Source organism: Kluyvera sp. EC_51 (genome assembly GCF_019584505.1).
Taxonomy (GTDB): Bacteria; Pseudomonadota; Gammaproteobacteria; order Enterobacterales; family Enterobacteriaceae; genus Kluyvera; species Kluyvera sichuanensis.
Map to the genome: position 1 here is coordinate 67,382 of NZ_VDAG01000111.1, position 13,491 is coordinate 80,872.

Below are 13,491 nucleotides of genomic sequence, written 5' to 3' on the forward strand. Positions count from 1 at the left end.
AATATGTCAACACAACCATACATTGGGCGCTTTGCCCCTTCCCCCTCCGGTGAGCTGCATTTTGGTTCGCTAATTGCCGCACTGGGAAGCTATCTACAAGCTCGTGCTCAGCAGGGCATCTGGCGCGTTCGCATCGAAGATATCGATCCCCCTCGTGAAGTTCCCGGTGCTGCAACCACCATTTTGCATCAGCTGGAACATTACGGCCTGCACTGGGACGATGACGTTCTCTGGCAATCACAGCGTCACGATGCCTATCGTGACGCCCTGGCGTGGCTGAAAAGCCAGAACCTATGCTACTACTGCACCTGCACCCGTGCGCGCATCCAGAGCATCGGCGGCACCTACGATGGTCACTGCCGTGACCTCAACCACGGCCCTGAGAACGCAGCCCTGCGTCTGCGTCAGACGCATCCGGTAACCGAATTCACCGACCTGTTGCGTGGCACGATCAAGGCCGACGAACGTCTCGCTCGTGAAGATTTCATTATTCATCGTCGTGATGGTTTGTTTGCCTATAATCTCGCGGTGGTGGTCGACGACCAGTTTCAGGGAGTCACCGAAATCGTTCGTGGCGCGGATTTGATTGAACCCACCGTGCGACAGATTTCGCTCTACCAGCAGTTTGGCTGGCAGGCACCGGACTATATTCATCTGCCGCTGGCATTGAATGAAGAAGGTGCTAAACTTTCGAAGCAAAATCATGCACCTGCCCTACCAACCGGCGATCCGCGTCCCGTCCTTATCGAGGCGCTGCGCTTTCTAGGCCAGGATATTCCGGCGCAATGGCAGGATTTGAACACGGCTGAATTACTGCGTAATGCCGTCGCAAAATGGTCTCTGACCAAAGTGCCTGAAATGGTGAAGATCAATCCGCCATTCTCAAATGCGTTATGCTGAGCTATGATTAGCCGCTATTTTTTTGTCCCAAAGTCAGATATTACCGAGGTGCACCATTTTTACCCGAGTCGCTAATTTTTGCCGCAAGGTGCTGAGCCGTGAGGAGAGCGAGGCTGAAAACGCCGTCGCTAAACCTGCTATGACCGTTATTCCGCGCGAGCAGCACGCTATTTCACGCAAAGATATCAGCGAGAATGCCCTCAAGGTTCTTTATCGTCTGAACAAAGCAGGCTACGAGGCTTACCTCGTTGGCGGCGGCGTTCGCGACCTGCTGCTAGGCAAAAAACCAAAAGATTTCGACGTGACCACCAGCGCCACGCCTGACCAGGTTCGCAAGTTGTTCCGCAACTGCCGTCTGGTGGGCCGCCGCTTCCGTCTGGCACACGTCATGTTTGGCCCTGAAATTATCGAAGTCGCTACCTTCCGTGGTCACCACGAAGACGGCCAGTCCGATCGCACCACCTCACAGCGTGGGCAAAACGGTATGCTGCTGCGCGATAACATCTTTGGCTCCATCGAAGAAGATGCCCAGCGCCGCGACTTCACCATCAATAGCCTCTATTACAGCGTGGCGGACTTCACCGTTCGTGACTACGTTGGCGGTATGCAGGATCTGATCGACGGCGTGATCCGCCTGATTGGCGACCCGGAAACCCGCTACCGTGAAGACCCGGTGCGTATGCTGCGCGCCGTGCGCTTTGCTGCGAAGCTGGATATGCGTATCAGCCCGGAAACCGCTGAACCAATTCCACGTCTGGCAACCTTGATGAACGACGTGCCGCCAGCGCGCCTGTTTGAAGAAGCCCTTAAGCTGCTGCAGGCAGGCTATGGTTTAGAAACCTACAAGCTGCTGCGCGAATACAATCTGTTCCAGCCGCTGTTCCCGACCATCACCCGTTACTTCACTGAAGACGGTGATAGCCCGATGGAACGCATCATCTCTCAGGTGCTGAAGAACACCGACACCCGCATTCATAACGATATGCGCGTTAATCCGGCGTTCCTGTTCGCCGCGATGTTCTGGTATCCGCTGCTGGAGATGGCGCAGAAAATCGCTCAGGAGAGCGGGCTGGCCTATTACGATGCCTTCGCACTGGCGATGAACGAAGTGCTGGATGAAGCCTGCCGTTCGCTGGCGATTCCAAAACGTATTACCACGCTGGTGCGTGATATCTGGCAGCTGCAGCTGCGGATGTCCCGTCGTCAGGGTAAACGCGCCTGGAAGCTGATGGAGCATCCAAAATTCCGCGCCGCTTACGACCTGCTGGCCCTGCGTGCCGAAGCCGAGCACAACGGCGAGCTGCAGCGTCTGACCCAATGGTGGGGCGAGTTCCAGGTGGTTGCACCACCGGCACAGAAAGATATGCTCAACGAGCTGGGCGATGAACCGGACACCCGTCGTCGTCATCGCCGTCCGCGCAAACGCGCGCCGCGCCGTGAGGGCAGTGCGTGACCGTTGCCTATATCGCCATCGGCAGCAACCTCGCCTCTCCGCTGGAACAGGTGAACGCTGCCGTTGAGGCGCTCAATGCGATCCCGGAAAGCCGGGTCGCTGCCGTCTCTGCGTTCTACCGCACCCCGCCGCTCGGCCCACAGGATCAACCCGATTACCTGAACGCCGCCGTGGCGCTGGAAACCACGCTCGCCGCCGATGTGCTGCTCAGCCATACCCAGCGTATCGAACTGCAGCAGGGGCGTCAGCGCAAAGCCGAACGCTGGGGGCCGCGTACCCTCGATTTAGACATCATGCTGTTTGGTCAGGATATTATTCATACCGATAATCTGACCGTCCCGCACTATGACATGTACAACCGCGGCTTTATGCTGTGGCCGCTGTTCGAAATTGCCCCAACGCTTATCTTCCCGGATGGCGTCAGCCTGCGTCAGCGCCTTGATGCACTGGCGGAAAACTGCCCTGCGCGCTGGTAGCGCCCCTCCCTTTTTTAGCGATCCCTGCGCTACCTGGTATCGTTTGCCTAAAGTCATTGCCCCCCTGATTTCGGCTGTTAGAATGCCGGGTAATACGATCTTACCATCAGGGATTATTATGAAACCGACCACCATCGCTTTATTGCAGAAATGCAAACAAGAGAAAAAACGCTTCGCGACTATCACGGCATACGACTACAGCTTTGCCAAACTGTTCGCAGACGAAGGCATCAACGTGATGCTGGTTGGCGACTCTCTTGGCATGACCGTGCAGGGCCACGATTCCACGCTGCCGGTGACCGTTGAAGACATCGCCTACCACACTCGCGCCGTTCGTCGCGGTGCGCCACACTGCCTGCTGCTGTCCGATCTGCCGTTTATGGCCTACGCCACGCCGGAACAGGCGTTTGAAAACGCCGCAGCGGTCATGCGTGCTGGCGCCAATATGGTCAAGATTGAAGGCGGCGCCTGGCTGGTTGATACCGTGAAAATGCTGACCGACCGCGCCGTACCGGTATGCGGTCACCTGGGGCTGACGCCACAGTCGGTCAACATCTTCGGCGGCTATAAGGTGCAGGGCCGCGGTGACGCCGGTCAGGTTCTGCTCGACGATGCGCTGGCGCTGGAAGCCGCAGGCGCGCAGCTGCTGGTGCTGGAGTGCGTACCGGTTGAGCTGGCAAAACGCGTCACCGAAGCACTGTCGATTCCGGTTATCGGCATCGGTGCTGGCAACGTCACCGACGGGCAGATCCTCGTGATGCACGATGCGTTCGGCATCACCGGCGGCCATATTCCTAAATTTGCCAAAAACTTCCTCGCCGAAGCGGGCGACATGCGCGCCGCGGTACGGCAGTATATGGCGGAAGTCGAGTCCGGGGCGTATCCGGGCGAAGAACATAGTTTCCATTAAGGAGTCATGTTGTGCTGATTATTGAAACCCTGCCGCTGCTGCGCCAGCATATCCGTCGTCTGCGTCAGGAAGGTAAGCGCGTTGCGCTGGTTCCCACCATGGGCAACCTGCACGACGGCCATATGACGCTGGTTGAAGAAGCCAAAACCCGTGCGGACGTAGTGGTGGTCAGCATCTTCGTTAACCCGATGCAGTTCGACCGTGTCGAAGACCTGGCGCGCTACCCGCGTACGCTGCAGGAAGACTGCGAGAAGCTGAACAAACGTAAAGTCGATTTCGTTTTTGCGCCGTCGGAAGCGGAAATCTATCCGCAGGGTACCGAAAGCCAGACTTTCGTCGACGTACCGGGCCTTTCGACTATGCTGGAAGGCGCGAGCCGTCCGGGCCACTTCCGCGGCGTATCGACCATCGTCAGCAAGCTGTTCAACCTGATCCAGCCGGATATCGCCTGCTTCGGTGAGAAAGACTTCCAGCAGCTAGCGTTGATCCGCAAGATGGTGGCCGATCTTGGCTACGACATTGAGATCGTCGGCGTGCCGATTATCCGCGCCAAAGACGGTCTGGCACTCAGCTCCCGCAACGGTTACCTCACCGCCGAGCAGCGTAAAATCGCGCCGGGTCTGTACAAGGTGATGAGCCGCGTGGCGGAAAAACTGAAGGCCGGCGAGCGTGACCAGGGAGAGATGATTGCTATCGCCGAGCAGGAGCTGAACGAGAAAGGCTTCCGCGCCGACGATATCCAGATTCGCGATGCGGATACCCTACTCGACCTGACCGACAGCAGCAAACGCGCGGTGATCCTGATGGCGGCTTGGCTGGGCCAGGCACGTCTGATTGATAACCAGAGCGTAGAGCTGTAATTTCCGAGCCCGCCCCGGCGGCGCTGCGCTTGGCCGGGCGATAATCGGGTAGCCCGGACGAGGCGCGTTAGCACCGACTCCGGGGCGCTATTCTGCAAAACGATACCGTTTGCAGTAGGTTATGCGTGACGATGCGCAATTAATCGTAAGCAAGGTTAATCGCATATGGACACCTGGTATAAATCGGGCAATACTGCCTGCGAAATTTCTCAAAGCAGTCGCGAACTGCTTTGTTTCCGTTAAGAATTAAAGGTAGACGCTATGATTCGCACAATGCTGCAGGGCAAACTCCACCGCGTGAAAGTGACGCATGCCGACCTGCACTATGAAGGCTCCTGCGCGATTGACCAGGACTTCCTCGACGCCGCCGGTATTCTGGAAAACGAAGCCATTGATATCTGGAACGTGAACAACGGCAAGCGTTTCTCCACCTACGCCATCGCGGCTGAACGCGGTTCTAAAATCATCTCCGTCAACGGCGCTGCGGCGCACAACGCTGACGTAGGCGATATCGTGATCATCGCGAGCTTTGTCACCATGAGTGATGAAGAAGCCCGTACCTGGCGCCCGAACGTGGCTTACTTCGAAGGCGACAACGAGATGAAACGCACCGCGAAAGCGATCCCGGTTCAGGTTGCGTAATGCCAAGCGCTCCGTCACGGCGGAGCGCTTGTTTACCCCTGCGGTTGGTTGCTGATTAACCGCGACATCGTCTCCAGCGAATCCGTCCGCAGAATATACAGACGCTTCAGCAGCATCGGATTATCTCCCGGCTTCACCTTTCCCTTCACCGTCGTCACTGCTAAATGAAAACCGGCATCGCCCGCCGCCTGTATCGCCGTCGCGTTATAGCCGCCAAACGGGTATGACAGGTACAACACGTGCGGATTGAACTGCGACAATGCCCGTCGCGAGTGCGCAAAATCAAACAGGATATTGTGATAGCTACGGCTCAGCAGAATTGGCCGACGCTGCGCGTCCACCCGGTGCAGGAAGTGGGTGTGTGACTGGAAATCAAAGACGTCTTTAATCTCTTCCAGCTCGGAAACGCTCATAAACTGCAGCGACTTCGGCGCCCACTTCTGCGGGTGGCGCTTAATACGCGAGGTGATAATAAACGCCGTAGCTTTAAAGCCGTATTGCTTGAGTATCGGGTAGGCGTAGCGACTAACCGACTTCAACCCATCGTCAAAGGTGATCACCACCGCGCGGGCAGGTAAATTGGTACGGTTATGGACGTAATCCTCAAGCTGATACATGGTCAGCGTGGTATAGCCCATATCGCGTAGCCAGGTCATCTGGTTGCTAAAGGCGCGCACCGAGGTGGTGGTAGAGGTATGACGAAAACGGCTGTTCTCTTCATCGCGCAGAATATGGTGATAGGTGATGACCGGAATACCGTTATCCACCTGGGCATCCAGCGCGCTGATATAGGCCAGGCGTTCACCGATGCGAATCTGATACCAGGTCTGATTGAGGCGGTCTTTCAGCTTGTTGATAACCGGATAGCGCAGGTTCTCCGCCAGCGTACCGAACGGCGCGCTGCCGATATCCGGGGCGTTGTAGACAGGCGTATCTTTCCAGGTGACCAGGTTCTGATTGCTCAGCGGCTTGTTTAAATCCCCCAGACCATCCTCAACGCGCTGCTTCCCCTGTACCGGCTCAAGGTGCCCCTTATCGATAAAGCCCTTACCGAAACCGAAGCTAAAGGTGTAGTAATCTTCCACGTCCGGCTCAATGGCGATAATTTGCCCGGCGCGAAGGTTGCCAACGGTCATGGTTTTGTTGCCGATACGCGCCCAGATGGCGGCGTCTTCCGTCGTCTGCATATAGCGGGTGGGCAACGCAGCAGCGACGCTACCGGCGAGGAAAAACAGCAGGAAAACAACCGAACGTATAGCCATGAGCAGTAACCGAAGCGGGAAACGACTCTACTATTGTAACAAAAGCGCCATCAATACCAATGTTTAAGACTCATACAGGTCGTGTAGCAGAACAAACGGCGGGTTTTTCTGCTGTTGATGCCACAGGCTGGTCACTCCGGGCGAACCCAGCGTCACAATGCGATCGCGAAAGTCACTGCTGCTGAGGGAATCCCGCAGAGGAATCATTTGCTCGATTAATGAATAGTGGATACCCGCGATCACTTCGCAGCCGCTGTGCTTATGGCTCATCAGCGCCGCCACGCGATAGGGAGCCGCGCCCGCGCTATCGGTGAGAAAGATAACTCCGTCGCCGGAATCAGTCTGATGCAGCGCGTCACACATCATGCGGCTGAGCATATTTGAACTCTGGCCTCGCCAGTAATTGACTGCCCGGCACTGTGGCAGCGGCCCATATTTTTTTTCCAGACGATCCAGCAATTCCTGTGCTTTGTCGTCATGGCAGGAAATGACCCAACCTAACATCGCTTACCTCCTTAGCAGGCAAGCAGTTTAGCTGAGCAATCAATAAATAGGGGTGATGACTGTCAAAGAACGGTTCCCGGCAGGTTTACCTGCCGGGAAATGCAGCACGATTAGCTGCGCAGGCCGCGACCGCGCTGGATGAGGTACCAGCACAGCAGGTAAAACGCCGCGATGAACACCACCAGCACGCCAAACGTGGTGACCAGCGGGACATCGTTAATGCCGAGGAAGCCGTAGCGGAAGCCGCTAATCATGTAGACGATCGGGTTCAGGTGCGACAGCCCCTGCCAGAACGGTGGCAGCAGCGTCAGCGAGTAGAACACCCCACCGAGGTAGGTCAACGGCGTCAGCACGAAGGTAGGGATCAGGCTGATGTCATCGAAGGTCTTGGCGAAGACCGCGTTAAGCAGGCCGGCAAGCGAGAACAGCACCGCGGTGAGGATCAGCGTCAACGCCACGAATACCCACGAGTGAACCTGGAACGGCACGAAGAACAGCGAAATCGCCGTCACCAGAATCCCCACGCACAGGCCGCGCGCCACGCCACCGCCGACAAACCCTGCGATGATGACGTGCGTTGGCACCGGTGCCACCAGCAACTCTTCAATGTTGCGCTGGAACTTGGCGCTAAAGAACGACGAGGCCACGTTGGCATAGGCGTTGGTGATCACCGCCATCATGATCAGGCCCGGCACGATAAACTGCATATAGGTAAAGCCGTGCATTTCACCGATACGGGAGCCGATCAGGTTGCCGAAAATAATAAAGTACAGCGTCATGGTGATGACGGGCGGCACCAGCGTCTGGATCCAGATACGCATAAAGCGGTGAATCTCTTTCGCCCAGATGCTTTTCAGCGCAACCCAGTAAAGCTGCATCATGCGCGATCTCCTTGTTTTTCATGAACCAGCGACACAAACAGCTCTTCAAGGCGGTTCGCTTTGTTACGCATACTCAGTACCTGAATACCCTGCGCACTCAACTGCGCAAAGACGCTGTTAATCCCCTGCTCGCGCAGCACTTCCACTTCCAGCGTCGAGGTATCCACCAGCGTGTTCTTGTACCCTTCGAGCTTCGGCAGCGGACTTTTTGGCGCCAGGTCGAGAATAAAGGTTTCAGACTTCAGCTTGGAGAGCAGCGCTTTCATCGAGGTGTTTTCTACCAGTTCACCGCGCTGGATGATGCCGATATTGCGGCACAGCATTTCTGCTTCTTCCAGGTAGTGAGTGGTCAGAATGATGGTGGTGCCTTTATCGTTGAGATCTTTGAGGAATCCCCACATAGAGCGACGCAGTTCAATGTCTACGCCCGCAGTCGGTTCATCAAGGATCAGCAGCTTCGGCTCGTGCATCAGCGCGCGGGCAATCATCAGACGACGCTTCATCCCGCCGGAGAGCATCCGCGCACGTTCGTTGCGTTTTTCCCACAAATCGAGCTGCTTCAGGTATTTTTCGCTGCGGATGACCGCTTCTTTATGTTCAACGCCGTAGTAGCCTGCCTGGTTCACCACGATTTGCTGCACGGTTTCAAACGGGTTGAAGTTGAACTCCTGCGGCACCAGCCCCAGCTGACGTTTGGCGTTGACCACATCTTTTTGCAGGTCATAACCAAATACGCTCACGCGTCCGGAGGTTTTGTTCACCAGCGAACTGATAATCCCGATGGTCGTCGATTTACCCGCCCCGTTCGGCCCCAGAAGCGCGTAGAAATCACCGGCTTCGACTTGCAGATCGATCCCACGCAGCGCCTGTACGCCACCAGGATAGGTCTTTGTCAGTTGCTCTAATTCCAGTGCAATGGTCATAGATTTTTGCTTACCTTACATTCTGATACTTGATATTTAGTTTTAATAAATCAGGAGTTGCCCTATATTAGCCCAACGCACTTCACTTGGTTACAAGCCTCCATGAAAGACATTGATACACTCATCAGCAATAACGCACTATGGTCAAAAATGCTGAGAGAAGAGGATCCCGGCTTTTTTGCGACACTGTCGCAAGCGCAAAAACCCCGTTTTTTATGGATTGGATGTTCTGACAGCCGCGTCCCCGCCGAACGTTTGACCGGGCTTGAGCCTGGCGAACTGTTCGTCCACCGTAACGTCGCAAACCTGGTTATCCACACCGATCTCAACTGCCTTTCCGTGGTGCAGTATGCCGTTGATGTGCTGGAAGTTGAACACATTATTATCTGTGGCCACTACGGCTGCGGTGGTGTTCAGGCGGCGGTTGAAAACCCAGAGCTGGGGTTAATCGACAACTGGCTGCTGCACATTCGCGATATCTGGTTCAAACATAGTTCATTGCTGGGCGAGATGCCGCCGGAACGTCGCATGGATACGCTATGCGAGCTGAACGTGATGGAGCAGGTTTATAACCTGGGCCACTCGACGATTATGCAATCGGCATGGAAACGTGGGCAGAAGGTGATGATTCACGGTTGGGCGTACGGTATTCACGACGGCCTGCTGCGCGATCTTGATGTGACCGCTGTCAGCCGCGAAACCCTCGAACAGCGTTACCGCCACGGAATTTCCAACCTCAAGTTAAAGCACATCAATCATAAGTAAGGGAAATCATCCCTTGTCGCCCGGCCGAACGCCGTGACGCCGGGCATGTCCCGGAGTCGGCGTTCCGCCTCGTCCGGGCTACCTGCAAACTTACTCGTCTAACAGCACCACTTTGCCAACGTATGGCAGATGGCGATAACGCTGAGCGTAATCAATACCATAACCCACTACGAATTCGTCCGGGATGGAGAAGCCGACAAACTCAACCGGCACTTCAACTTCGCGACGGGTTGGTTTATCCAGCAGCGTACAAATTGCCAGTGACTTCGGCTCACGCAGGCTCAGAATCTCACGCACTTTCGACAGGGTGTTGCCGGAGTCGATGATGTCTTCAACGATCAGCACGTCTTTACCGCGGATATCTTCATCGAGATCTTTGAGGATTTTCACATCGCGGGTGGTGGACATACCGCTGCCATAGCTGGATGCCGTCATAAAATCGACTTCGTGCGGAACCTGTACTTCACGGCACAGATCAGCCATGAACATGAACGAGCCGCGCAGCAGACCGACTAACACCATTTCGCTACCGCTGTCTTTATAACGCTCGTTAATCAGACGACCCAGTTCAGCGATACGCGCCTTGATCTCCGCTTCCGGGATCATCACTTCAACAGTATGTTTCATTTAACTAACCACATGATTTTAAATGTAAATCACTCAACCCGTTAACCCAGAGCCGCGAGGTTGATCAGCAAGCGTGAAAGTATACCAGCAAAACGATTGACGCGGCTAATTCGATAATAAAGCTCAATTTGTGATTTCGATCACACTTGTTAAATCCTATAATGAAATGAAAGCAATAATTAACAAACTAACGGACACTTTTCTATGGCTGAAACAAATCATCAACGTCCAGGACTGCTTGGGAGGCTAACCGCCCTCTTCGCGGCATTCTGCGGCTTGTATTTACTGATTGGCGGCGTATGGCTGGTCGCGATTGGGGGTTCCTGGTATTACCCTATCGCTGGCCTGGTCATGCTGGGCATTACGGCACAGCTGTGGCGCGCGAAGCGTTCAGCGCTGTGGCTTTACGCCGTGCTGCTGCTGGCAACCATGGTATGGGGCGTGTGGGAAGTCGGCTTTGACTTCTGGGCGCTGACGCCGCGCAGCGACGTGCTGGTTATCTTCGGCGTCTGGCTGATTTTGCCGTTTGTCTGGCGTCGCCTGGTGGTGCCATCAAGCGGTGCCGTGGCGGCTTTGCTCGTCGTACTGATTATCAGCGCCGGTATCCTCACCTGGGCCGGTTTCCACGACCCGCAGGAGGTTAACGGCACGCTGAGCGCAGATGCGACACCGGCCGAGCCAATCTCCCAGGTCGCAGACCAGGACTGGCCAGCCTATGGGCGCAACCAGGAAGGCCAGCGCTTCTCGCCGTTAAAGCAGATTAATGCCGACAACGTACACAACCTGAAGGAAGCCTGGGTATTCCGCACCGGCGACCTGAAGCAGCCAAACGATCCGGGTGAAATCACCAACGAAGTCACGCCGATCAAGATTGGCAATATGCTCTACCTCTGTACCGCCCACCAGCGCGTGTTTGCCCTGGATGCAGCAACCGGTAAAGAGAAATGGCACTTTGACCCGCAGCTCGGCACTGACCCGAGCTTCCAGCATGTGACCTGCCGTGGCGTCTCTTACCACGAAGCAACCGCTGCAAACGCGTCACCTGACGTGGTTGCCGACTGCCCTCGCCGCATTATCCTGCCGGTGAACGATGGCCGTATCTTCGCCCTCAACGCCGACACCGGTAAGCTGTGCGAGAGCTTTGCCAACAAAGGCATTCTCAACCTGCAAACCGACATGCCGGTCACCACGCCGGGCATGTACGAACCGACTTCACCACCGATTATCACCGATAAAGTCATCGTGATTGCCGGTGCAGTCACCGATAACTTCTCTACCCGTGAGCCGTCTGGCGTGATTCGCGGCTTTGATGTTAACAGCGGCAAGCTGCTGTGGGCCTTTGATCCGGGTGCGAAAGATCCAAACGCTATCCCGCCAGCAGGTTCGCATTATACCTTCAACTCGCCGAACTCCTGGGCGCCAGCGGCCTATGACGCGAAGCTGGATCTGGTCTATCTGCCGATGGGTGTCACCACGCCGGATATCTGGGGTGGCAACCGTACGCCAGAGCAGGAACGCTACGCGAGCTCAATTGTGGCGCTGAATGCGAGCACCGGTAAGCTTGCCTGGAGCTACCAGACCGTTCACCACGATCTGTGGGATATGGACATGCCGTCCCAGCCAACGCTGGCTGATGTTACCGTTGACGGTAAGACGGTGCCGGTTATCTACGCTCCGGCGAAAACCGGTAATATCTTCGTGCTCGACCGCCGTAACGGCGAACTGGTTGTGCCGGCCCCGGAAAAACCGGTTCCTCAGGGTGCAGCCAAAGGCGACTACGTCACCAAAACCCAGCCGTTCTCCGACCTGAGCTTCCGTCCGAAGAAAGATCTGACCGGTGCAGACATGTGGGGCGCCACCATGTTCGATCAGCTGGTGTGCCGCGTGATGTTCCACAAACTGCGCTATGAAGGCATCTTCACCCCGCCGTCCGAGCAGGGCACGCTGGTGTTCCCGGGTAACCTGGGGATGTTCGAGTGGGGCGGTATCTCCGTTGACCCTAACCGCCAGGTGGCGATTGCTAACCCGATGGCGCTGCCGTTCGTGTCGAAGCTGATCCCACGCGGTCCTGGCAACCCGATGGAGCCGCCGAAAGACGCAAAATCCAGCGGTACCGAGTCTGGTATTCAGCCGCAGTACGGCGTGCCGTTTGGCGTGACGCTGAACGCGTTCCTGTCACCGTTTGGCCTGCCGTGCAAACAGCCAGCCTGGGGTTATATCTCGGCGCTGGATCTGAAAACTAACGAAGTAGTGTGGAAAAAACGTCTGGGTACACCGCAGGATAGCCTGCCGTTCCCACTGCCGGTTCCGCTGCCGTTTAATATGGGTATGCCGATGCTGGGTGGCCCAATTTCCACAGCCGGTAACGTGCTGTTTATCGCGGCAACTGCCGATAACTACCTGCGTGCTTACAACATGAGCAACGGTGAGAAACTGTGGCAGGGTCGTCTGCCAGCAGGCGGTCAGGCAACGCCGATGACCTATGAGGTGAATGGCAAGCAGTACGTGGTCATTTCCGCAGGCGGTCACGGATCGTTTGGTACGAAGATGGGTGATTATATCGTCGCCTATGCGTTACCTGACGACGTGAAGTAAGCGTTAGCGCCGACCCCGGGGTCGGCGTAAACGCCTCGCCCGGGCTACGAACGTTGTGGCCCGGCCGATTTACTTATCAAACTTAATCGACAGCAACGAAGCCCTGGCCACATCCTTATACTGCCCTTCCAAATCTTTTGTCATGTTAAAGGCAGCCTGCACAGCCTTATCGTTTTCTGACGTCACCAGCAGCATATTCAAAATGTCAGTATCCGGTGCCTGAGAGCGGAAGGTAATCAACCACGCCTTATGCCCATCCACCGTGACGGCTTCCGCCTTCGGCTTGAAATTATTCAGCATTTTCAGCGTCGCATCCTTTGCCACGTCAAGCTTGTCTGCGGGCAGCGCATGACGACCGTTGCTGATGCCTAAGGACGCTTTGCCACGTTCGTCGCCATAAATGACCTGCGGGCGGTTTTCAGAAGGGTATTTGATTTTCGCCATGTCATCAGGCATTGGCGTAAGCGTCTGCGGGATCTCGATGCTCAGCTTTAATTCAGGAATGTCTTTACGTTCCATCTTCATGTCAGCGTGCGCCGATACCGCCACCAGCATGACAAAAGAGGCTGCCAGAGCCTTACCAAAGATAGCCATTCTTACCTCATGATTAATCGTTAACCACAGGAGTATAGCGAGAAGTTGGCTGAATAATATGGCTGAAATCTATATCTGCCACAGAGGGTTACCGGATAG

14 protein-coding genes are annotated in these 13,491 nt (G+C 55.8%); 8 read left to right on the top strand and 6 right to left on the bottom strand.

Annotation, left to right across the window (positions count from 1 at the left end; all coding sequences use genetic code 11):
- Window positions 1-3: 3 nt before the first annotated feature.
- The 6 genes from gluQRS (at window position 4) to panD (ending at window position 5,241) form a co-directional block, all read left to right on the top strand.
- Window positions 4-900 carry a tRNA glutamyl-Q(34) synthetase GluQRS gene (gene gluQRS, locus FHC49_RS21785; protein ID WP_220440842.1) on the top strand — a complete coding sequence of 299 codons (897 nt, stop codon included), beginning with the start codon at window positions 4-6 and terminating at the stop codon, window positions 898-900.
- A 55-nt stretch (window positions 901-955) separates the two neighbouring features.
- Window positions 956-2,353, top strand: a complete 1,398-nt coding sequence (gene pcnB, locus FHC49_RS21790; RefSeq protein ID WP_220440858.1) for a polynucleotide adenylyltransferase PcnB — start codon at window positions 956-958, stop codon at window positions 2,351-2,353.
- Window positions 2,350-2,829, top strand: a complete 480-nt coding sequence (gene folK, locus FHC49_RS21795) for a 2-amino-4-hydroxy-6-hydroxymethyldihydropteridine diphosphokinase (protein WP_220440843.1) — start codon at window positions 2,350-2,352, stop codon at window positions 2,827-2,829. Before pcnB ends, folK begins: the two co-directional genes overlap by 4 nt.
- 118 nt (window positions 2,830-2,947) lie before the next feature.
- Window positions 2,948-3,739 (top strand): 3-methyl-2-oxobutanoate hydroxymethyltransferase, encoded by a 792-nt coding sequence (gene panB / locus FHC49_RS21800; protein WP_185669246.1) that lies wholly within the window; start codon window positions 2,948-2,950, stop codon window positions 3,737-3,739.
- 11 nt (window positions 3,740-3,750) lie between these two features.
- The gene (gene panC / locus FHC49_RS21805) at window positions 3,751-4,599 is read left to right on the top strand and encodes a pantoate--beta-alanine ligase (RefSeq protein ID WP_185669247.1); all 849 of its coding nucleotides are present in this window, start codon (window positions 3,751-3,753) and stop codon (window positions 4,597-4,599) included.
- Between the two features lie 261 nt (window positions 4,600-4,860).
- Window positions 4,861-5,241 (top strand): aspartate 1-decarboxylase, encoded by a 381-nt coding sequence (panD, locus tag FHC49_RS21810; protein ID WP_035891933.1) that lies wholly within the window; start codon window positions 4,861-4,863, stop codon window positions 5,239-5,241.
- Between the two features lie 32 nt (window positions 5,242-5,273).
- Here panD and FHC49_RS21815 read toward each other — a convergent pair whose 3' ends face one another.
- The 4 genes from FHC49_RS21815 to FHC49_RS21830 form a co-directional block, all read right to left on the bottom strand.
- The gene (locus tag FHC49_RS21815; RefSeq protein ID WP_220440844.1) at window positions 5,274-6,503 is read right to left on the bottom strand and encodes a polysaccharide deacetylase family protein; all 1,230 of its coding nucleotides are present in this window, start codon (window positions 6,501-6,503) and stop codon (window positions 5,274-5,276) included.
- A gap of 63 nt (window positions 6,504-6,566) precedes the next feature.
- Window positions 6,567-7,007: a PTS sugar transporter subunit IIA gene (locus FHC49_RS21820; RefSeq protein ID WP_185669249.1), complete on the bottom strand. Its 441-nt coding sequence runs from the start codon at window positions 7,005-7,007 to the stop codon at window positions 6,567-6,569.
- A 110-nt stretch (window positions 7,008-7,117) separates the two neighbouring features.
- A complete protein-coding gene (locus tag FHC49_RS21825; RefSeq protein WP_035891927.1) occupies window positions 7,118-7,888 on the bottom strand; it encodes an ABC transporter permease in 771 nt (256 codons plus the stop codon).
- Window positions 7,885-8,811 (bottom strand): ABC transporter ATP-binding protein, encoded by a 927-nt coding sequence (locus FHC49_RS21830; protein ID WP_220440845.1) that lies wholly within the window; start codon window positions 8,809-8,811, stop codon window positions 7,885-7,887. The genes FHC49_RS21825 and FHC49_RS21830 overlap by 4 nt, the downstream gene beginning before the upstream one ends.
- A gap of 102 nt (window positions 8,812-8,913) precedes the next feature.
- Between FHC49_RS21830 and can the strand changes: the two genes are divergently transcribed.
- The gene (gene can, locus FHC49_RS21835) at window positions 8,914-9,576 is read left to right on the top strand and encodes a carbonate dehydratase (RefSeq protein WP_106925477.1); all 663 of its coding nucleotides are present in this window, start codon (window positions 8,914-8,916) and stop codon (window positions 9,574-9,576) included.
- Between the two features lie 90 nt (window positions 9,577-9,666).
- Here can and hpt read toward each other — a convergent pair whose 3' ends face one another.
- Window positions 9,667-10,203: a hypoxanthine phosphoribosyltransferase gene (gene hpt, locus FHC49_RS21840; RefSeq protein WP_035891924.1), complete on the bottom strand. Its 537-nt coding sequence runs from the start codon at window positions 10,201-10,203 to the stop codon at window positions 9,667-9,669.
- A gap of 204 nt (window positions 10,204-10,407) precedes the next feature.
- Here hpt and FHC49_RS21845 point away from each other — a divergent pair, with 204 nt between their 5' ends.
- Entirely contained in the window at window positions 10,408-12,798 is a 2,391-nt protein-coding gene (locus FHC49_RS21845) for a glucose/quinate/shikimate family membrane-bound PQQ-dependent dehydrogenase (protein WP_220440846.1), read from the top strand.
- A gap of 69 nt (window positions 12,799-12,867) precedes the next feature.
- On the opposite strand, the gene FHC49_RS21850 is transcribed toward FHC49_RS21845, so the two are convergent.
- Window positions 12,868-13,392: a hypothetical protein gene (locus FHC49_RS21850; protein WP_220440847.1), complete on the bottom strand. Its 525-nt coding sequence runs from the start codon at window positions 13,390-13,392 to the stop codon at window positions 12,868-12,870.
- Window positions 13,393-13,491 lie beyond the last annotated feature (99 nt).